This window comes from Acidovorax sp. Q11, assembly GCF_054950075.1.
The window spans coordinates 12,517-33,092 of the sequence record NZ_JBUDZG010000019.1; the positions used below are offsets into that span (position 1 = coordinate 12,517).

General features: G+C 65.8%; 19 protein-coding genes. 8 read left to right on the forward strand and 11 right to left on the reverse strand.

All coding sequences use genetic code 11. The features are described 5' to 3' along the window. Positions 1-39: 39 nt before the first annotated feature. Both ACYZGB_RS15230 and ACYZGB_RS15235 read left to right on the forward strand, forming a co-directional pair. On the forward strand, positions 40-2,424 hold the full coding sequence (locus ACYZGB_RS15230) for an EAL domain-containing protein (protein ID WP_462389440.1): 2,385 nt from the start codon (positions 40-42) through the stop codon (positions 2,422-2,424). A gap of 98 nt (positions 2,425-2,522) precedes the next feature. Then, positions 2,523-3,323 (forward strand): SDR family NAD(P)-dependent oxidoreductase, encoded by an 801-nt coding sequence (locus ACYZGB_RS15235; RefSeq protein WP_462389441.1) that lies wholly within the window; start codon positions 2,523-2,525, stop codon positions 3,321-3,323. Between the two features lie 70 nt (positions 3,324-3,393). Here the strand turns inward: ACYZGB_RS15235 and ACYZGB_RS15240 are convergent, their stop codons facing one another. From ACYZGB_RS15240 to ACYZGB_RS15255, 4 genes are read right to left on the reverse strand one after another with little or no spacing between them, the layout of a single operon-like run. Then, positions 3,394-4,815 (reverse strand): MATE family efflux transporter, encoded by a 1,422-nt coding sequence (locus tag ACYZGB_RS15240; protein WP_462389443.1) that lies wholly within the window; start codon positions 4,813-4,815, stop codon positions 3,394-3,396. Next, a complete protein-coding gene (locus ACYZGB_RS15245; protein ID WP_462389445.1) occupies positions 4,812-5,339 on the reverse strand; it encodes a MaoC family dehydratase in 528 nt (175 codons plus the stop codon). Before ACYZGB_RS15245 ends, ACYZGB_RS15240 begins: the two co-directional genes overlap by 4 nt. 40 nt (positions 5,340-5,379) lie before the next feature. Then, positions 5,380-6,642 (reverse strand): MFS transporter, encoded by a 1,263-nt coding sequence (locus tag ACYZGB_RS15250; RefSeq protein WP_462389446.1) that lies wholly within the window; start codon positions 6,640-6,642, stop codon positions 5,380-5,382. Continuing rightward, on the reverse strand, positions 6,632-7,132 hold the full coding sequence (locus ACYZGB_RS15255; protein ID WP_462389448.1) for a MarR family winged helix-turn-helix transcriptional regulator: 501 nt from the start codon (positions 7,130-7,132) through the stop codon (positions 6,632-6,634). The genes ACYZGB_RS15250 and ACYZGB_RS15255 overlap by 11 nt, the downstream gene beginning before the upstream one ends. A gap of 73 nt (positions 7,133-7,205) precedes the next feature. Between ACYZGB_RS15255 and ACYZGB_RS15260 the strand changes: the two genes are divergently transcribed. Beyond that, positions 7,206-7,757: a PaaI family thioesterase gene (locus tag ACYZGB_RS15260; protein WP_462389450.1), complete on the forward strand. Its 552-nt coding sequence runs from the start codon at positions 7,206-7,208 to the stop codon at positions 7,755-7,757. Continuing rightward, the gene (gene gloA, locus ACYZGB_RS15265) at positions 7,754-8,167 is read left to right on the forward strand and encodes a lactoylglutathione lyase (RefSeq protein WP_462389451.1); all 414 of its coding nucleotides are present in this window, start codon (positions 7,754-7,756) and stop codon (positions 8,165-8,167) included. Before ACYZGB_RS15260 ends, gloA begins: the two co-directional genes overlap by 4 nt. 118 nt (positions 8,168-8,285) lie before the next feature. Here gloA and ACYZGB_RS15270 read toward each other — a convergent pair whose 3' ends face one another. Then, positions 8,286-8,813 carry an OmpA family protein gene (locus ACYZGB_RS15270; RefSeq protein ID WP_462389452.1) on the reverse strand — a complete coding sequence of 176 codons (528 nt, stop codon included), beginning with the start codon at positions 8,811-8,813 and terminating at the stop codon, positions 8,286-8,288. A gap of 98 nt (positions 8,814-8,911) precedes the next feature. Between ACYZGB_RS15270 and ACYZGB_RS15275 the strand changes: the two genes are divergently transcribed. Then, complete coding sequence (locus tag ACYZGB_RS15275; protein ID WP_462389453.1) at positions 8,912-9,505, forward strand: gamma-glutamylcyclotransferase; 594 nt, start codon at positions 8,912-8,914, stop codon at positions 9,503-9,505. Positions 9,506-9,610: 105 nt separating this feature from the next. Next, the gene (locus tag ACYZGB_RS15280; RefSeq protein WP_462389454.1) at positions 9,611-10,135 is read left to right on the forward strand and encodes a superoxide dismutase family protein; all 525 of its coding nucleotides are present in this window, start codon (positions 9,611-9,613) and stop codon (positions 10,133-10,135) included. A gap of 75 nt (positions 10,136-10,210) precedes the next feature. Here ACYZGB_RS15280 and ACYZGB_RS15285 read toward each other — a convergent pair whose 3' ends face one another. Next, positions 10,211-10,813, reverse strand: coding sequence for a nucleotidyltransferase family protein (locus ACYZGB_RS15285; protein ID WP_462389455.1), 603 nt, complete (start codon positions 10,811-10,813; stop codon positions 10,211-10,213). A 51-nt stretch (positions 10,814-10,864) separates the two neighbouring features. Then, positions 10,865-11,632: an SDR family NAD(P)-dependent oxidoreductase gene (locus ACYZGB_RS15290; RefSeq protein ID WP_462389456.1), complete on the reverse strand. Its 768-nt coding sequence runs from the start codon at positions 11,630-11,632 to the stop codon at positions 10,865-10,867. Positions 11,633-11,734: 102 nt separating this feature from the next. Here ACYZGB_RS15290 and ACYZGB_RS15295 point away from each other — a divergent pair, with 102 nt between their 5' ends. Both ACYZGB_RS15295 and ACYZGB_RS15300 read left to right on the forward strand, forming a co-directional pair. Then, positions 11,735-12,631, forward strand: coding sequence for a LysR family transcriptional regulator (locus ACYZGB_RS15295; RefSeq protein ID WP_462389458.1), 897 nt, complete (start codon positions 11,735-11,737; stop codon positions 12,629-12,631). Between the two features lie 201 nt (positions 12,632-12,832). Next, complete coding sequence (locus ACYZGB_RS15300) at positions 12,833-13,063, forward strand: hypothetical protein (RefSeq protein WP_462389460.1); 231 nt, start codon at positions 12,833-12,835, stop codon at positions 13,061-13,063. A gap of 135 nt (positions 13,064-13,198) precedes the next feature. On the opposite strand, the gene gorA is transcribed toward ACYZGB_RS15300, so the two are convergent. From gorA to ACYZGB_RS15320, 4 genes are all read right to left on the reverse strand, one after another. Further along, entirely contained in the window at positions 13,199-14,605 is a 1,407-nt protein-coding gene (gorA, locus tag ACYZGB_RS15305; RefSeq protein ID WP_462389462.1) for a glutathione-disulfide reductase, read from the reverse strand. Between the two features lie 503 nt (positions 14,606-15,108). Next, complete coding sequence (gene fusA / locus ACYZGB_RS15310) at positions 15,109-17,169, reverse strand: elongation factor G (RefSeq protein ID WP_462389463.1); 2,061 nt, start codon at positions 17,167-17,169, stop codon at positions 15,109-15,111. A 376-nt stretch (positions 17,170-17,545) separates the two neighbouring features. Continuing rightward, positions 17,546-19,825: a xanthine dehydrogenase family protein molybdopterin-binding subunit gene (locus ACYZGB_RS15315; protein WP_462389465.1), complete on the reverse strand. Its 2,280-nt coding sequence runs from the start codon at positions 19,823-19,825 to the stop codon at positions 17,546-17,548. Between the two features lie 28 nt (positions 19,826-19,853). Beyond that, positions 19,854-20,315 carry a (2Fe-2S)-binding protein gene (locus tag ACYZGB_RS15320; RefSeq protein WP_462389467.1) on the reverse strand — a complete coding sequence of 154 codons (462 nt, stop codon included), beginning with the start codon at positions 20,313-20,315 and terminating at the stop codon, positions 19,854-19,856. Positions 20,316-20,576 lie beyond the last annotated feature (261 nt).

The window sequence follows — 20,576 nt, forward strand, 5'->3', positions numbered from 1 at the left end:
TTTCCCTATGATGACCCACCTACCGCACCACTAGGCGCCATGAACATTGACACCACGTCTTTGATCCGGGACATGGGCATGAACGCGGGCCTGCTGTGTTTTCTGGCCGCGCTGTACAGCATTGTCCTGAGCGGGCTGCGCCATCCTGATCTGAGCATCAGGAAGTCGCGTCAGCGATGGTTGCCATCGATCACGGGGCTCATGTTTGGGCTGACCGGCATCCTGACCATGCTCGTGCCGCTGCGGCTGGCCGAGGGCGTGATTGTTGATGCCCGGCTGGTGATGGCGGGCCTGGCAGGTGCCTATCTGTCGCCCCTGGGGGCCTTGCTGTGTGCGGCGGTGCTTGGTGCCTACCGGCTCAGCCTTGGGGGCATCGGCAGTGGCCCGGCCATGGTGGGCATTGTTCTGACCACGGGCATCGGTTGGCTCTGGCAGCGCCACAGGCCTTACTTTTCTAGGCAGCGCTTTGGCGCCTGGTCCGACGGGTTCTGGCTGGTTGGGCTGGGCTTCAGCCTGGCGGTGGGCGGCATGCTGGCGATACAAACCTTGCCGCCGGAGATCGCCCGAGCGGTCACCGCACGGTCCTGGATGGCGGTGGTGGTGATCTATCCCATCGGCACGGTGCTGCTGGGGTTTCTACTCGACAACACGCAAAAGCTCAACCAGCGCGAAGAAGCCCTGGAGCAGACGGCCGAAACCTTGAAGACCATGCTCGCCGAAGCGCGCCAGGCCGCCAGCGTGTTTGTCAATAGCAAGGACACGATCGCCATCGTGCAGCCGGATGGCACCGTGCTGGATGTCAACCCGACCTACACCAACGTGCTGGGCTATTCGCGCGAAGAGCTGATTGGCAAGTCGTCCGCCGTCCTGCGCATTGACGAAGGGGGCGAAGCCACGTTCCTGCGCCGCGTGGCGCATGCTATCGAGCGGGACGGCCGATGGCATGGCGAGCTGGTCCGGCGCCGCAAGAATGGCGAGGCTTTTGTCTCTGAAGTCACCATCGAAGGCATCAAGGACCCGGACGGCGTGGTGCGCAAGTGGGTGTCGGTGGGCAAGGATGTGACCGAACAGCGCCGCCTGGAGCAGGCGCTGCAGCAGTTTGGCAACTACGATGCCCTCACCGGCCTGTCGAGCCGCCGCCTGTTTGCCAAGGAACTCAACGCGGCCCTCCAGAAGCACACCGACGCCGCCGGCATCCTGGTTCTGTGTCTGCTGGACATCGATCAGTTCAAGGACCTCAACGAGCAATGGGGCCAGCCGCTGGCGGACCAGTTCCTTCGCGTGTTTGCCCAGCGCCTGCGGGCCGAGGCGGGGCCGGACAACCTCATTGGCCGCATTGGCGGCGACGAGTTTGCCGTGGCACTCAAAGACTGCGCACACACCGAGGCCGCCCTGCAACGGCTGGAAGCCCTGCGCCAGGCGCTCGCGCGGACGGCGGTGCTGGACAACGCGCAGCTGCGCCTGACCTGCAGCGCCGGGGTCACCTTCTACCCCGATGATTTGGCAGACGCCGACGGCCTGATGCGCCACGCAGACCTGGCGCTGTATGCGGCCAAGGAACAAGGCAAGGACCGGATCGTGGTGTTCGACATCCAGCAGGGCCAGCGGGTGCAGGCGCGCAGGCACACGGCCAAGCTGGTCGAAGACGCCTTGCAGCAAGGCGAGATGGAGCTGTTCTTCCAGCCCAAGGTCAGGATCTCCGATGGGCAGGTCATTGGGGCGGAATCCCTGATCCGGTGGCACCACCCCGAGCGGGGCCTGCTGGCGCCGGGAGCCTTCATGGATGACATTGTGGGCACCCCTGCGGCCAGCAAGCTCGACTACTGGGTGCTGTCCGCCGCGTTCAAGGCCGGTCTCACCCTCGTCGCCCAGGGCAGCCCCCTGCCCTTGAGCATCAACGTCGCTGTGCCCACGCTCATCGACAGCCGGTTTCAGCAGGAAGTCGGCCGGCTCATCCGGCAGCACCCTTCCCTGCCCCAGCCGTTTCTGGAGGTCGAGTTGCTGGAGACCGAGACCTTCAACGACCTCTCGGCCGTGGCTTATGTCATCCAGGGGCTGGACGAGCTGGGCGTACAGTGCTCCATCGACGACTTCGGCACGGGCTATTCGTCGCTCACCTACCTGCAGCGCCTGCCCGCTCAGATTGTGAAGATTGACCAGTCCTTCATGCGCGACATGCTCAATGACGAGCGCGACCGGGCCCTGGTGCGCGGCATCGTGAGCCTGGCCCATGCGTTCCACCGCAACGTGGTGGCAGAAGGCGTGGAAACCCCCGCCCATGCCGAGGCCCTGCGTGACCTGGGCTGTGATGGTTTGCAGGGTTATGGCATTGCCAGGCCCATGCCGCTGCCAGATCTGGTCGACTGGATCCGGGCGTGGCAGCCACCGCCGGAGTGGGGCGGCGCCGGGCAGCCTGTGCGCTGACCGCTGAGAGTTGGCCGTCCTGTTCACGCGCTGACAACAGCGCAAACTGCTGCGTTTCCGGCGCTGCCCTCCTCCCCCAGCCGCTACCATCCACGCCCATGAATCCTTCACGCCCTGCCCCCTCCCTCCCGTCTTCCGTCCACTTTGGCCACACAGGCCGCGTCTGCATCGTCACCGGTGGTGCACAAGGCATTGGCGAAGCCTGCGTGCGCCGCTTTGCCGCCGAAGGTGGCAAGCCCGTCATCGTGGATGTGGACGATGCCCGTGGCCAGGCCTTGGCTGCCGAACTGGGCGCGCTGTATGTGCGCTGCGATGTGGGCGACAAGGCCCAGGTAGATACACTGGTGGCCCAGGTGCTGGCGACGCATGGGCGCATTGATGTGCTGGTGAACAACGCGGGCATCTTCCGCGCGGCGGATTTTCTGGAGGTGACCGAGGCGGACTTTGACGCCGTGCTGCGGGTCAACCTCAAGGGCTCGTTCCTGGTGGGCCAGGCCGTGGCGCGGGCCATGGTTGCATCGGGTGGCGGCGCCATCGTCAACATGAGTTCGGTGAACGGCGTGCTGGCCATTCCCAACATCGCCAGCTACAACGTGAGCAAAGGCGGCGTGAACCAGCTCACGCGGGTGATGGCACTGGCGCTGGCCGACAGGAACATCCGCGTGAACGCCGTGGCCCCCGGCACCATCGCCACCGAACTGGCCGCCAAGGCGGTACTGACCAGCGACGAGGCCAAACACAAGATCATGAGCCGCACGCCGATGAAGCGCCTGGGCGAGCCGTCGGAGATTGCCGATGTGGTGGCCTGGCTGGCCAGTGACGCCGCCAGCTATGTCACGGGTGAAATCGTGACGGTGGACGGTGGCCGCATGACGCTGAATTACACCGTGCCGGTGTAATTCAATGCTATTTTATTGATAGCTTAAAAGGCAATACCATCAGGCGGTAGGGCCATTTTTTAGTCATATTTCAAGCCTGCGCCACGCGCCGCAGCAGCCCCGACATGCTGCGCGGCCAGCCCACCCGGCCAAACCAGGCACCGCCCGCAATGGCCCAGGCGTTGATCAGCCCATACAGCACCAGCGCCCCGCCCTGCGCAGCAAACACGGCCTGCAGCCCGCCGCCCCAGCGCAGGGCCAGCCAGCCCCCGGCCACGGCCACCGCCAGCCGGGCGATGTTGCCGATCACCGGCCACATCAGGCGCCCAGCCCCTTGCGAGGCGAAGTACAGCACCAGGCCCAGGCCGAAGAAACCATAGACCGGGCCGACGGTGCGCAGGTAAAGCGCGCCGGATTCGAGCATGGCCGGGTCGCTGTTGAACAGCCGCAGCCAGGTGGCTGGATAGGCGGCGGCCCAGAGCCCGATGGCCTCGGCCATGGCAAAGGCCATGGCGGCGCCGATCCAGGTGGCGCGCAGCGCCCGCTCGCGCTGGCCTGCGCCAATGCAGGTGCCGACCATGGCCACCAGGGGCGCGCCCAGGCCGAACACCAGCGGCACCAGCAGATATTCGAGCCGCGACGCCGTGCCATAGCCCGCAATGGCCGCTGTGCCAAAGCCGCCCACCAGTGCCGTTGTCACGCCAATCGCGAGGTTGGTGGCCACGGTGGAGACCGTGCCCACCAGGCCCACCCGCAGGATGTCCTTGAACAGCGCCCAGCGAAAACGGATGTGCGCCAGCGACGGCCGCAGCAGGCTGCGTGGCGACCACAGGTAGGCCGCCAGAACCGCGCTGCCCACTGCGTAATACGCCATCAGCGCAATGGCGCCGCCCGCAATGCCCAAGCCCGGCAGCGAGCCCCAGCCAAAGATCAGCAGCGGCGACAGCGGCACCAGCACGACGGCGCCCAGCACCGTCACATACGCAGGCACGGCCATGTTGCCCGTGCCGCGAATCACGGCCGAGAAGGTGTTGAACAGCCAGACCAGCACCGCGCCCGCAAACACCCAGTTGGAGTAGACCAGCGCCGCCTCCAGCGCCCCGCCCGTGCCGCCCATGCGGGTGTAGAGCCAGCGCCCTCCTCCCACCACGCCCACGGTGAAGACCAGCGCAAACACCGCCGCAATGGCCAGCGCATGCAGCACCAGCGCATCGGCATCGTCACGCCGCCGTGCGCCCAGCGCGCGCGCAATGGCCGAGGCAATGCCGCCGCCCATGGCACCGGCCGAGGTCATCTGCATGAGCATGACCACCGGGAACACCAGCGCCATGCCCGCCAGCGCGTCAGTGCCCAACTGGCCCACGAAGTAGGTCTCGATCAGGCCCACGCCCGCCTGGGCCAGCATGACCAGCACATTGGGCATGGCCAGGCGCAGCAAGGTGGGGGCGATGGGCGCCTCCAGCAGCATGCGCGTGCGTGGGTCGAGCGCCGGGGCGGCCGATGCGGTGCTCATGAAGCCGCCCCAGTTGCTGCGGTGGGGGCGGTTGCTGCGCCGGGCCGCCGTGGCACCACGATCCGCACGGTGGACAGCTGCAGCACGTCGCCATGCTGGTTGCGGGTTTCGCTGCGCACCGTGACCATGCCCCGGTCAGGCTTGGATCTGGAGGGCTGGATCTCCATGACCTCGCTCACCACATGCAGCACATCGTTGGCGCGGGTGGGACGGGGCCAGCTGATCTCGGCCCCCGCACCGATGATGCCGCCCGCAATCGGCAGGCCCGTGGTCACCTGCAGCCGCATGGTGATGGCCGCCGTGTGCCAGCCGCTGGCAGCCAGCCCGCCAAACAGCGTGGCGCGGCCTGCGGCATCGTCCAGGTGAAAGGGCTGGGGGTCGAACTGCGCTGCAAATGCCTTGATCTGGGCCTCGTCCATCGCGTGTTCGCCGCTGGTGTAGCGGTCGCCCACGGCCATGTCGCCCAGGTACAGCGGGGTGTGCGTTTCGGGCAATGCGGCGGCTGCCGCCAGGGTGGAAGTCATGGCAGGTTGCTTTCGATGTCGAAGAAAAATGCGTGGGGGGTCAGGCCGCAACGGCAGCGGTCCGGCGCGGTAGCGGCGATTCGCGGATGGGCAGGTTCACCAGCGCGGCCCCGGCAGCCAGCGCGATGTCGATGTACCAGACCCAGTCGTAGCTGCCCGTGGCCTGGAAGACGCTGCCGCCCAGGTAGGCGCCCAGAAAACCGCCGATCTGGTGCGACAGCATCACGATGCCAAACAACATCGCCATGTTGGCCGTGCCAAACATCTTGGCCACCAGGCCCGCCGTGGGCGGGACGGTCGATAAAAAGGTCACGCCCATCACGGCGGCAAACACCAGCACCACGGTGGGCGTTTTGGGCGCTAGCAAGAAGATGAGCACCGCGATGCCCCGTGTGGCGTACAGCAGCGCCAGCAGCGACTTCATGCGCCAGCGCCCCACGGCCCAGCCCATGGCCAGGCTACCGACGATGTTGAACAGCCCGATCACGGCCAGCGCCCAGCCGCCCACCTCGGGGGCCAGCCCGCAGGCGGCGATCACGCCTGGAAGATGCGTGGCAAGGAAGGCCACGTGAAATCCGCAGACTAAAAAGCCCGCCGCCAGATAGCGGTAGCTCGGTGTGGCCAGTGCCTGGGCAATGGCCTCGCGTGCAGTGAGCGCCTTCTGGCCCGATGCGGCAGCAGCCTGCGCCGCCAGCGCGTTGGAATTGCCCTTGAGCACCCACACCGCAGGCAGCGCCAGCAGCACCAGCACGCCCAGCCACTGCATCGCGTTGGCCCAGCCCACGGCGGCTGTCAGGCTGATGGCAATGGGCGCCATCACGAACTGACCAAACGAACCACCCGCATTGACGATGCCGCTGGCCAGCCCCCGCTTGTGCGCAGGCACCAGCCGCGCCGTGGCCGCCATCAGCACCGAGGGGCCGGCCATGCCCGCCCCGCCCGCCGCCAGCACACCAATGGCAAAAATCAGCCCGGCGGTGCTGGTCATGTAAGGTGTGATGAAGGTGCCCAGTGCCACCAGTGCCACGCCAATCAGGATGACGCGGCCGGTGCCAATGCGGTCGGCAACCGCGCCTGCAAAAGGCTGGGTCAGCCCCCACCACAGCTGCCCAAAGGCAAACGCCAGGCTGATGCTGCCAATGCCCAGCGCGGTGGAGGTGTTCAGAGCAGACAGAAACAGGCCCATGGTCTGGCGTGTGCCCATGGTCAGCGCAAAGGTACCTGCGGCGGCCAGCAGCACCAGCCACAGGGCCAGGGTTGGCGCTGCCGACTTCATGCGCGTGGGTTGGGTGTCAGTCGCCATGGCCAGTCTCCTGGTTGGGCAGCGCAGCCAGCAACTGCAGTGAATCGTCCACCAGCGCATGCAGCGCCACCACGCGTTCTGCACCCAGGGCGTCGTTCAAGGCCAGCTGGGCGGCTTTCCAGTGGCGCTGAGCCTCGGCGCGTTTGTCACGGCCTGCCTCGGTGATGTGCACCAGGCGGCTGCGCGCGTCGGTGCCCGCCTCCAGCGTCACCCAGCCTGCATCCACCAGCGGGCGCAGGTTGCGGGTGAGTGTGGAGGCGTCCATCTTCATCTCGGCCGCCAGATCGCCCGGGCGGATTGGCCCGAGCTTGAGCACATGGGACAGCAGCGAATACTGCGTGGTCTTGAGTCCGCAGCGGGCCATTTCCACATCGTAGTGGTTGGCCACACGGCGCATGAGCTGGCGCAGCTTGAAGTTGGTGCAGCCCTGCGGCACTGCAGTGGCTGCGACAGAAGCGCCAAGGCGCAGGGGGCTGGTTTCGGCTTGCATGGATTTAATTGTATCTGCAATAATTGCATATGCAAGTCATCAGTTTCAACCACGGCACCGACCAGGACACCCCATGACCCAACACAACCACCTCGAACACTGGCTGGCGCAGGAGCGCGACATCCTCGCCACCCTGGACGCGGGCCCCGGCCCGGGCGTGGCCCGGCGCGAGCAGATCGCCCACCTGAACGGCCTGCAGCAGATGCAGGCCATGCTGCGTGGCGAGCTGCCCTATGCCGCCATTGCCAAGACGCTGGATTTCTTGATCGTGGAAGTGGGCGAAGGCACGGCCATCTTCCAGGGCACGCCGCGCGCAGAACACCTCAACCCCATGGGCACGGTGCATGGCGGCTGGTTCGCCACCCTGCTCGACTCGGCCCTGGGCTGCGCCGTGCACACGCGCATGGAACCCGGGCGCGGCTACACCACGGCCGAGCTGGGCATCAACCTCGTCAAGGCCATCACCCCCAAGGTGCAGCGCGTGCGCGCCGAAGGCCGCGTGATCCACAGCGGGCGCCAGCTGGCAACGGCCGAAGCTCGCCTGGTGGGGCCGGACGGCACGCTGTATGCCCACGCCACCACCACCTGCTTGGTCTTTGACATGCCTGCACAATCGAAGGGATGAAATTCCTCCACACGATGCTGCGCGTTGGCAATCTTCAACGCTCGATTGACTTCTATACCAACGTCCTGGGCATGCAGCTGCTGCGCCAGTCCGAGAACCCCGAGTACAAATACTCGCTGGCCTTTCTGGGCTTTGAAGGCGGCAACCCCGGCCAGGCCGAGATCGAGCTGACCTACAACTGGGGTGTGGAAAGCTACGAGATGGGCACGGCCTACGGCCACATCGCCCTGGGGGTGCCGGATGCGTATGCCGCGTGCGAGAAGATCAAGGCGTCGGGCGGCAACGTGACGCGTGAAGCGGGCCCGGTGAAGGGGGGCACCACGGTGATTGCGTTTGTGACCGACCCCGATGGCTACAAGATAGAGCTGATTCAGCGCGCCGAGGGCGCGGGCGGCCAGGGTCTGCGTTGATGATGCCTACTATCAAAAATGTAGCTGCTTGGGCATGATGGATGCGCGCAGACGGCATTTTTGACCATAAAAAAACCCGGCATTGCCGGGTTTTTTTATGGAGCGCAGGGTGCAGCCGTTACAGCGCACCCAGGGCCACTTCCACGCGGCGGGCTTCGGCGTTGCTGCCACTGGCCGTGGTTTCTTCGGGCTTCTTCAGCTCGATCTTGTCTTCGGCCACACCCAGGGCCTTGAGTGCGTCGCGCACGGCAAAGGCACGCTGCTTGGCCAGCTCGGCGTTCAGGGCGGCGTCGCCGGTGGCGTCGTGAAAGCCCGAGACCACAGCCTTCTTGCCTTCGGCCACACCCTTGACCACATCGGCCAGGGCTTCGTTGGCGCCGCCCGCCAGGTCGGCTTTGGCGGTGGCAAAGTAGAACTTCACCACACCGTTTTCCACCCGCACGCTGGCTTCGTCTGCCACAGCGGCAGCCACTGGTGCCGCTGGCGCGCTGCTCGCAACGGCAGTGGCCGCAGGCTTGGCCGCGCCCGAGGCGCCGACGCGCTTCACCACCACGGTGCCCACCACGGCCGAAATCACCAGCGCAATCAGCGCAAACAGGAAACCAAGGGCAAAACGTTGTTGGCTATCGTCGTCAGAACTGGACATGGAAAATCCCCCGAGTGATGGATGAATGAATAGATGAGCGAATGGCCAAGCCTTGGGCCCGGCCTGCTGAACAAAGCTTTCGATTGTAGAGTGCAGCCATGACGAATTTCCCCGTGCCCCTGCGCGACCCAGCCCCGATGCTGGAGCGCGCCCTGCATGAATGGGGCGGCCACCAGGACCTGTGGATCTTTGGCTACGGCTCGCTCATCTGGCGCCCGGATTTCGACTACGCCGAGCGCCGCCCGGCAACAGTGCACGGCTGGCACCGGGCGCTCAAGATGTGGAGCCGCATCAACCGGGGCACGCCCGAATGCCCGGGCCTGGTGTTTGGCATGCTCTCGGGCGGCAGCTGCCGGGGCATGGTGTTCCGGGTGGACAAGGCGCATGCCCGCCAGGTGCTCATCAATCTGTGGCAGCGCGAAATGCCCACCGGCGTCTATGACCCCCGCTGGCTCACCTGCCACACGCCCCAGGGCCCCGTGCGTGCGCTGGCCTTCACCCTGTCGCGCAAAAGCCCCAACCACACGGGCGAGCTGCCCGACCACGAATACCGCCGCATTTTTGACGAGGCCTGCGGCCGCTACGGCACCACACGGGACTATGCCCAGGCCACTTACGATGAGTTGCGCCGCCATGGCATCCACGACCGGGCCCTGGCAAGACTGATTGCGCTGGCCCAAAAAGAGGCATAGTGCACACTTTTGCTGGACGCGTGTGCAGCAGGTGGCGAGACTGTGCCCTTGTGCCGGTTTCAATACCGCGTTCTTTTTAGTTGTTCATCTGGAGGAGTTGGAGCCATGAAGATTCGTTTTGCTATTGCCCTGTCGTCCCTGGCCGCCGTCGCGCTGGTGGGCTGCGCGTCACACCTGTCTGGCAACCGCGTGACCGCCAAGCTGGAGCCCACCCGTGGCAACACCACCAGCGGCACTGTGAGCTTTGTCCAGACCGGCGACGGGGTGCAGGTGTCTGGGGAAGTGCGCGGTCTCAAGCCGGACTCCGAACACGGCTTCCACATCCATGAAAAAGGCGACTGCTCCAGTGGCGACGGCATGAGCACGGGCGGACACTACAACCCCGGCGGCAAACCGCACGGCGCCCATGGCGCTGGCGAGCACCACACGGGCGACTTGCCCAGCCTCAAGGCTGACAAATACGGCGTGGCCGCATTCAGCTTTGTATCGCGCAGCATCAGCGTGGCAGGCCCCACCAATGACATCACAGGCAAGGGCCTGATCGTCCACCGCGACCCCGACGACTACAAGACCCAGCCCACGGGCAACGCCGGTCCCCGCCTGGCCTGTGCGGTCATCGTCGCCAAGTAAAAAATCAGGTCCCCCTGGGCTGAACAGCCTCCGCAACCCGCCCGCCAGAGATGGTCGGCGGGTTTGTTTTTGACTTCAGCCCATTTGGCGGCTCGCCAGGATGCGCTCAGCCCGTTCCAGATCCTGCACGGTGTCGATGTCTGTCACCGTGCCTTCATCCGCCACCGCCAGGTTCTGCACCTGCCCCTGCTGCGCAAACTGGCGCACCACGCTGGCCGCGCCTTGTTCGCCTGACAAGGCCAGCAGGTCCTGCAGGCACTGCGCGCCAAACCCTACAGGGTGACCCCGCTCGCCCTGGAAGAAGGGCACGGTCACGGCGCTTCCCGCCACGGCCTGGGCCAACATTCGCAAGGTGTCCGGCCGGACCAGTGGCAAGTCCCCCGGCAACACCAGCCAGCCCGCTGCACCGGCCGTGGCCCGCACCGCCGCAGCAATCGAATCGCCCATGCCCGGATGGCCCACGTCCTCCAGGTGCCAGGCCAGCCCACTGGCGCGCACGGCGGCCAGCGTGTGCTGGAGCACAGGCACCCCGGCCAGCAGCGCACGCAGCTTGTGCACCTGGCCGCCCGAAGCCACAAACCGCTCGCCCCGTCCGGAGGCCAGCACCAGCACCACGGGCAGGCTGGGCGGGATCGTGTTAGAGCAAGGGGCGGTAGCGGTAGTGGGCTGGGTAGGCATATCGCACCATGCTAAGCCAACGGCTGGCCCCCTGCCCTGTCCTGTGCTGCGTCAAGCCAGCGTGTAGCCGCCATCCACCACCAGGTTGTGCCCGCTCACATAGCGGGCCGCCTCCGACAGCAAAAACAGCACCGGCCCCGCCATGTCCTCGGGCCGCGCGGGGCGCCCTGCGGGCGATGCCTGCAGAGCGGCGTGCATGTTGTCCTCACTGCCAAAACCCGCCAGTGCCATGGGCGTGATGGTGGGCCCCGGACTCACCGCGTTCACGCGGATGCCCTGCTGAAAATACTCCAGCGCCGCATTGCGCGTCAGGCCCAGCGCCGCATGTTTGCTGGCGGTATAGGCAGAAATGCCTGCAAACGCCACGCCGGACGAGATCGACAGGTTGTTCACGATGGCGCCGCCACCAGTGGCCAGCATGGCCGCAATTTGGTGCTTCATGGCGTGGAACATGCCCATCACATTGGCCTGCAGCACCGCCTGCACATCGGCCGCAGCCAGCGTGTGCAGCGGCGCGCCCGTGCCCAGAGCCCCCGCATTGTTGAAAGCGCCGTCCAGCCGTCCAAAGCGCTTGACGGCTGCGTCGACACAGCGCTGCACGCTGGCCTCGTCGGTCACGTCCACGGGCGTGACCCAGGCCTCGCCGCCCGCGGCCCGCACCTGCTCTGCAACGGCTTCGCAGTCGGCCACGCGGCGCGCGGCCAGCACCACACGGGCACGCTGGTGCCCCAGGGCCACGGCAGTGGCTGCGCCGATGCCAGACGAGGCACCGGTCACCAGGATGGCCTTGTCGGCCAGATTCCATTCGCTGTTTTGCATGTTGTTTCTCCTTGGGTTGTGCAAATCAGCGGCTAGCTTATTGACGCATTCATCACGCATAAATAGTCAAAGAATGGATTAGTTGGTGAATATGATTCATCAATGAACCTGGACCTTGCCGATCTCAAACTCCTCAGCACCGTGGCCCGGCACCTCAGCTTTCGCATGGCTGCGCAAGAGCTGGGCCTGTCTGCCTCGGCCGTGAGCCACGCCGTGCGCTCCATCGAAGAGCGGCTGGGCGTGCGCATGTTCAGCCGCACCACCCGCAGCGTGGCCCTCACCCCCGCCGGGCGCCAGCTGCTGGACCGCGTGGGCCCGGCGCTGCAGGACATCGCCGCCGCCATCGACGGTATCAACGACTTTCGCGACACACCACAGGGCCTGCTGCGCATCAACGCTCCCCGCCCGGCGGGCGAGCTGGTGCTGGGCCCCTTGGTGGCCGAGTTTCTGAACCGCCACCCCAAGGTCGAGGTGGAGCTGGTGCTGGACGACGGTTTTGTGGACATCGTGGAAGGCGGCTTCGATGCCGGGGTGCGCTACGGGGAAAGCCTGCAGCAGGACATGGTGGCCCTGCCCCTCGGCCCGGCCCAGCGCTTGATGGTGGTGGGCGCGCCCGCGTTGCTAGAGCGCGTGGGCCCCCCCCACACGCCCCGCGACCTGCTCACCCTGCCCTGCGTGCGCATCCGGTTTCCCAGCGGCGCGCGCTACGCGTGGGAGTTCGAAAAAGCCGGGGAGAAGGTCACGGTGGATGTGGAGGGCCGCCTGACGGTGGGCGAGATGCCGCTCATGCTGCAGGCGGCGCTGGCCGGTGTGGGCTTTGCCTACATGTACGAGCCCTACGCCCGTGAGGCCCTGGCCAGCGGTGCGCTGGTCAGCGTGTTGGATGACTGGTGTCCGCCCATCCCGGGCTTTTACCTGTACTACCCGAGTCGCAAGCTGCCCACCGCCACGTTGGCGGCGTTTCTCGAGATGGTCAAAACCGCGCAGTGGCCGGGTTGATGGCCAGCGAAGGCGCAAGCGGGCGAGCGCGGCGTATGACCGCGTGCTCGAATCGTTCTCCCAACCGGTGACGCACGCTACGAAGGCCAATACCGCTTTGCCACCCTGCAAACCTACCCCGATGGCGTAACCAGCGACTTCCACTTTGCGGCCGAACAGGCTTCCCTGCACGCCTGGCGTTACCCCGACCTGACAAGGCATGTGCGCAACTTCAGTGATCTGCTGCGCGACAACGACGCAGCCCGCGGGGCCATCCAGCAATCGGTGGAAATGCCCGATCCCGATGCCGACCGCTTCATCGCGTCCTTCCGCGGCAACGGCTGGGCCTTGACCGGCAAATTGCGTTGTGATCAGTCCGTCATCTTTGCGCCTGAAGGGCGGTTGCACCAAATGCAGGACGCGATTGTGGAGGCTGTGAAAGAGGCGATGTAACCCTAGAAGCCCGCATCTGGCAAGGGGCTGCCACCGCCGGAATTCGAGACCGGTCGTCCAACGTAGAGCTAACCGGCTTGCGACGGCGTGGCGCAAGGTAGCGCTAAGGCGCCGCGCGGCAAGCCAGGGCGTCGGCTAGAACGTGGGTTGTGATTTCACGGGTTCGCGCATCGTGACGAACTCTTCCGCTGCGGTCGGGTGGATGCCAATGGTGCTGTCGAACAAGGCTTTGGTCGCACCGGCCTTCATTGCCACCGCAAAACCCTGCACGATCTCGCCCGCCTCGGCTCCCACCATGTGCAGGCCCACCACGCGGTCGGTATTCGTCTCTACCACCAGCTTCATGAGCGTACGCTCGGTGCTGCCCGAGAGCGTGTGCTTGAGTGCCTTGAACTCACTGCGGAAGATGGTCACGGCACCGTACTTCTTGCGCGCGTCCGCCTCGCTGTGCCCCACAGTGCCGATGCTGGGATGGGTAAACACGGCGGTTGGAATGAACTCGTAGCTCATGCTGCGCGCGGCCTTGTCGGCGGGTGGACCGAACAAGTGATCTACCACCACCATCGCCTCGCCCAACGCCACCGGCGTGAGCTGCAAGCGGTTGGTGACATCGCCCACCGCGTATATCGAGGGAACGTTGGTTTGGTAGTGCTCGTCGACGACCACGGCGCCGTCCTTGCCGAGCGCCACGCCTGCCGTGTCCAGACCCAGGCCATTCACGTGGGGCACGCGGCCTGTGGCGTAGAGTACGGCGTCGGCGACCACCTCACCACCGCCCTTGAGCAACACCCGCAAGCCTTCGGCGGTCTTGGTGATGGAGGCCACGTCGGCGCCGAACCGCAGGTCTACGCCGGCCTTGGCCATCTCGTTGGCGAGGAAATGGCGGATCTCGTCGTCGAAGCCGCGCAGCACCTGTTCGCCACGGTAGAGCTGTGTGACCTTCGCGCCCAGGCCGTTGAAGATGGAGGCGAACTCGCAGGCGATGTAGCCGCCGCCGACCACCAGCAGACGCTTCGGAAAGGGATCGATGTCGAAGATGGCGTTGGAGTCGATGACGTGCTCGCGGCCTTCGATTTCAGGCACGTGGGGCGTGCCGCCAGTGGCGATGAGGATGTGCTTCGCGGTGAAACGCCGTTCACCGGATTCGCCGTTGACCTTGAGCACGACCGCTTGTGCTCCGTCGAGGCGCGCGAAGGCGTCGAACACAGTCACGCCCGAGCCAGTCAGCAGGTTGCCGTAGATGCCGTTCAGGCGCGAGATTTCGCGCGCCCGGTTGGCCTTGAGCGTGGCCCAGTTGAGCACTGGCGCCTCGCCCTCCCAGCCGAAGCCGTACGACTCCTCGAAGGCCTTGGCGTAGTGCGCAGCGTAGCTGTAGAGCTTCTTGGGGATGCAACCCACGTTGACGCAGGTGCCACCCAAACCATCGGTGCCAAGCATCTCGGCCAGCGCCACGCGCGCACCGCGCTGCGCGGCCATGCGCGCGGCTCGCACGCCGCCGCTGCCGCCACCGATGACGACCAGATCAAAATCATAGGTGTTCATCGTGTGGTGCTTTCCAAGAAGCACTTCGCAGCGTCGTTGTGCCAGAGAAAAATCGTGTTTTGGCTGATCATCTTGGTTATCCGAAATTGAGGCATGTAAATGCATTCAAGCCGCACAGGCAGATTGGCGCACATGCCCCGTTGTTTGCAACGGCGCCGCTCAGGTGGAATCGTATCAACGATGGGGACCAAGCGCATGGCCGACACGCGCATTCACGACAGCCAACGGCGGCGACCGGCTGGCATGTTCTTTACGTCGGTGGTACATCTGAAACCGGCCGAAGGGTCTGCGAGGATCGCCGACTCTCCGATGACCGCTGCTGGACCCAGACCGTGAGTTGAAGTCGCAGCCATGGACGGCGGCAGTCGCTGCGTATCGGACATTTGCCACAAGAACTAGGGTGATCGCAATCGCCGGGCGAGGGAGCATTTTGATCTCACGGTGCGCCCAAGTCGATTGCTCGGCAGCGCGCGTGCAACCTGAGCATTGGCGCTGCGCTTTTCCTAGTCGTCTTCGCGCACCCGGTACTGCCTCATCAGCGCCTGTTGGACGGTCTGCGGCACGGCCTCGTAGTGCGACAACGCGATGGTGTAGCTGCCCTGGCCGCTGGTCATCGCATTGAGCCGCGACTGGTAGTCGGCCAGCTCGGCCTCTGGCACCCGACCGCCGATGGCCACAGTGCCGGCCCCCAGCCCCGATGTGCCGGTGACCAGGCCGCGCCGCAACGACAGGTCGCTCGTGACGTCGCCCACGGAATGCTCGGGCACGGAGATCTCGATTTGGACAATCGGCTCGAGCACAGCCGGCCGGGCCTCGCGAATCGCCGCCATGAAGGCCTTTCGGCCGGCGGTCGCGAAGGCGATGTCCTTGCTGTCCACGCTGTGGTGCTTGCCGTCGTACACCACGACGCGCACATCGACCACTGGGTAGCCGGCGATCGCGCCGTACGCCAAAACCTCGCGCACGCCTTTCTCGACGGCAGGGATGAACTGGCCCGGGATCGCGCCGCCCCTGACTTCGTCGGCGAACTCGAAGCCCGCGCCGCGCGCGAGCGGCTCGATGCGCAGGAAGACTTCGGCGAACTGGCCGGCACCGCCGCTCTGCTTCTTGTGGCGGTAGTGGCCCTCGGCCGATGCGGTCACGGTCTCACGGTAGGCGATGCGCGGTGGCCGCGTCTGGACCTCGAAGCGGTAAACCTCGCGCAGGCGTTCGAGCACGATGCGCAGGTGCAGCTCGCCCAGCCCGTAGAGCACCGTCTCGTTGGTCGCGGCCACATGCTCGATGCGCAGGCACGGGTCCTCGGCCGCGAGCTTGCCGAGGATTTCCCAGGCGCGCTGCTCGTCGCCATGCCGCTTGGGCTCCACGGCCAGGCCGTACACCGGCACCGGGAACGGCAGCGGTGCAAGATGCACATGGCTGTCTTGCGCCGCATCGTGCAACACGGCATCGAAATGGATCTCCTCAACCTTGGCCACCGCCACGATGTCGCCCGGCGCCGCGTGCGACACCTCGACATGGTCCTTGCCCTGGAGCATGAACAGGTGCCCCACCTTGAAGGGCTTGCGGCCGTCGCCGATGTAGAGCTGGCTGTCACGCGTGACCGTGCCCTGGTGCACGCGGAAGATGCCCATCTTGCCGACAAAAGGGTCGATCGTGATCTTGAACACATGCGCCAGCACGTGCAGCGTCGGGTCAGGCTTGGCCTTCATGGGCATGGCCTCTGCGCCCTCACCAACGATGAAGCTCGGCGGGTTGGCTTCGGTCGGATCGGGCAGGAGCTTGACGATCACGTCCAGCAACTCGGCCACGCCGGCGCCGCTGCGCGACGAGGCGAAACACACCGGGATCAGGTGGCCTTCGCGCAGCGCCTGCTCAAGCGGCGCGTGCAGCTCGGCCGGATCCACGTCGCCTTCCTCGAGGTAGCGATCGACGAAGGCCGCGTCGACCTCGACCACCTGTTCCACCAGCGCGCGGTGCGCCGCTTCGACGGGACCGAAGTCGGAGCGCCCGAAGCGGTTGAAGAAGCAGTCGATCACCTGCCTGCCGACCCCGTCGGGCAGGTTCAGCGGCAGGCATTCGCGGCCGAAGGTCGCCTGGATGTCGGCCAGCAGGCCCGCCAGCGAGACGCCCTGCGCGTCGATCTTGTTGACGATGATCATGCGGGCGAGGCGGCGCGAGGCGGCGTATTCCATCATGCGCACCGCCATCGGCTCGATGCCGGTGGCGGCATTGATGACCACTGCCACCGTTTCGACCGCCTCCAGCGCCGGCAGGCTCTGGCCGAGGAAGTCGGGGCCGCCGGGCGTATCGATGAAGTGGATGCGCGTGCCGCCGTGCGTGAGGTGCATCACCGATGCGTTGAGCGAGTGCTGCATGCGGCGCTCGAGCGGGTCGTGGTCGCTGACGGTGCTGCCGCGCTCGACGCTGCCGCACGCGCCGATGGCGCCCGCCTTGTACAGCAAGGCCTCGGCCAGCGAGGTCTTGCCGGCGGCCGCGGCGCCCACAAGCGCCAACGTTCGCACGGCTTTCATTTCGGCCGCGAGGCCGTTCGATCGGCTTGGCATGGCTGGACTCCTTTGCACGTCCGGAAGGCCCGCCCGGCGGCCCGCATGGGCTCGGGCATTGCACGTGGACGTCGGGGCAGCGTACGGGATTGACCGCGCTGATGCAAGTTGATTGCGCCGCCGATTTCCTGTACCTGACAGGCATGCATGCCGCATTGACCTCCCCGTGTTGCCAGCGTGCAGAGACATGGGCTCACGCTCAAGTTGTCTCAACAACAACTCTCTGAGCCCGTCACGAGCACTGTCACCACCTACTCTGCATGCCATTGCTGGCGACCGGTCACCGCGCTCTACATGTCGAGCTGACGCAACGGGATGAGCAAAAAAAAGCGCCGGGCTTTTCCAAACCCGGCGCTCTCATTCCATCCAGCCCCCCTCAAGCCAACTTAAACGGCAACTCCCTGGGCGTCTTCCCCGTCAACTTGGCCACTGCATTCGCAAACGCAGGCGCCAGCGGCGGCAACCCTGGCTCGCCCATGCCCGTGGGCGGCTCCGCACTCGGCACGATGTGCACGGCCACCTGGGGCATGTCGGTGATGCGGGGCACGGCGAAGTCGCCGAAGTTGCTTTGCTCCACCACGCCATCCTTGAGCGTGATGGCAGCGCCGGGCAGGCACATCGACAGGCCCATCAGCGCCCCGCCCTGCACTTGCGCTTCCACGCTTTTGGGGTTGACCACCAGGTTGCAGTGCACGCCGGCCGTGATGCTGTGCAGCTTGGGCGTGCCGTCTTTGACGGATGCCTCGACCACATAGGCCACGACAGACTGGAAGGACTCGTGCACCGCCACGCCCCAGGCGCGGCCGGGGGCGAGCTTCTTTTTGCCGTAGCCCGACTGCGCCACGGCCAGTTGCAGGGCGGCCTTGTGGCGTGGGTGCTTGTCGCCCATCAGGGCCATGCGGTAGGCCACGGGGTCTTGCTTGGTGGCGCGGGCCACCTCGTCGATCAACGTTTCCATGACGTAGGCCGTGTGGGTGGATCCCACGCTGCGCCACCAGAGTACCGGTACGTTCACGTCGGGGTGGTGCACCGACAGCTTCATGGGCAGGTCGTAAGGCTCCTTCATGCCCTCGATGGCGGTGGCGTCGATGCCGTTCTTGACCATGAAGGCCTCGAACGGAGAGCCCTTGGTGATGGATTGGCCCACGATGGCGTGGTCCCACGCCAGGATCTTGCCCTTGGCATCAAAGCCGATCTCGGCGCGGTGCACGTGCATGGGGCGGTAGTAGCCGCCCTTGATGTCGTCTTCACGGCTCCACAGGGTGCGCACCGGCACGGTAATGCCTGCGGTGCGCGCGGCCTTGGCCACGCCACAGGCTTCCACCACGTAGTCGCTGGTGGGGATGGCGCGGCGGCCAAAGCCGCCACCGGCCATCTGGGTGTTCACCTTGATGTTCTGCGGCTGCAAGCCCAGTGTTTTGGCGGCGGCCATCGCGTCCAGGCCGGGCATCTGCGTGCCCATCCACAGTTCCGCCTTGTCCCCGTCCAGCTTCACGGTGCAGTTCAGCGGCTCCATGGGAGCGTGCGCCAGGTACGGGAAGACGAACTCGGCACTGATCTTGTGGGGAGCGCCCGCCAGCGGCGCCATGTCGGCTTGCAATGCCACATTGCCTGGCTTGGCGGCCAGTTCGCGGTACTGTGCCAACAGCGCGGTGGTGTCGGGCTTGGTTACTGCGCTGGTGTCCCATTCCACCTTGAGCGCGTCGCGGCCCTGTTTGGCAGGCCAGTAGCCGTCGGCGATGATGGCCACGCCCTCCCCGCCCCGGTCGGTGGGCACGCGCAGCACGGCCTTCACGCCTTTGATGGCTTTGGCGGCGCTGTCGTCCAGCGACTTCGGCTTGGCGCCAAAGACGGGTGGGCGCGCCACCACGGCCGTGAGCATGCCGGGCAGGCGCACGTCAATGCCGTAGTCCTGCTGGCCGCTCGACTTGGCCTTGGCATCGAGCCGCCCGGTGGGCTTGCCGATGATGCGGAACTGCTTCGGGTCCTTGAGTGTGACTTTCTCGGGCACGGGCTGTTTCATGGCGGCTTCGGCCAGTGCGCCGTAGCCCAGCTTCTTGCCGCCATGGCCCACCACAAAGCCGTTGCTTGTGCGCAGCGCCGAAGCGTCCACGCCCCACTGTGCGGCTGCGGCCCCCACCAGCATGGCCCGGGTGCGGGCGCCCAGCTCGCGGTACTGGGTGTACGAGTTCTTGATGGAGTTGGAGCCGCCCGTGAGGTGCATGCCAAACGCCGGGTCGGCATAGGCCGGGTTGGCGTCGCCGTGCACGCTGCGCACCTTGCTCCAGTCGGCATCCAGCTCTTCGGCCAGGATCATGGGCAGGCCGGTTTGCACGCCCTGGCCAAAGTCCAGGCGGTTGATGGTGACGGTGACGGTGCCATCGGCGTCGATGCGCACAAAGGCCAAGGGCTGCTCATGCGGCTTGAGGCCCGCAGGCGCCGCCGCGCCCGCACCCTGTGCGGTGGCCGCCAGCGGAAACGCGCCCAGCGCAAAGCCCGAGGCTGCTGTCACCTTCAGGAAGGTGCGGCGCGCCATGCCATCGGCTGCGTCGTTAGCTATTGAATCAGTAGCTGCTTGTGCTTTATCCATCAGCGCAAGCAGGTTTTTTGGCATGTTGTGGCGTGCGGCAGCCACGGCAGAAGGCTCGAAATGCATGGTGTTCTCCTTCAGTCAGTGGGCTCGGTCAGGCCAGTGCCTTGGCGGCTTCGTGGATGGCGGCGCGGATGCGCACATAGGTGCCGCAGCGGCACACGTTGCCCGCCATGGCGGCGTCGATGTCGGCGTCGGTGGGCTTCTTCTTGCCCTTGAGCAATGCAGTGGCGCTCATGATCTGGCCGCTTTGGCAGTAGCCGCACTGCGCCACGTCGTGCTTGACCCAGGCCGCATGCACCGCCTGGCCCACCTTGTCGCTGGCCGTGACGGCCTCGATGGTGGTGACCTTCTGCCCAGCGGCGGCCGAGATCGGCGTGATGCAGGAACGGATGGGCGCGCCGTTCAGGTGCACCGTGCAGGCGCCGCACAAGGCCTGGCCGCAGCCAAACTTGGTGCCGGTCATGCCCAGCGTGTCGCGCAGGGCCCAGAGGATGGGCGTGGATTCGTCGGCATCGACTGCAGTGTCTTTGCCATTGACGTTCAAAGTGGGCATCGTGGGACTCCTTGGGGCGAAGGACAGCGCTCAAAAGTACAGCGCAAGCAGGTGCGGGTTGGGGATGTGTTTCCGCCGCGTTGTTGTTTTAAAGAATATTTATTCGATTAAAGTCTAAATCGAGAATCTGTGCTGGCCTTCTAGTTCTCAGAACCTGTTCAAGATCTTTTCAGGGTCGCACAAGTCCCTTGCCGGGATGGGATGCAAGGCGCGGTGCGCAGTGGATAGCCCGGCTATCCACAAGCGCCGCAACGCCGCAGA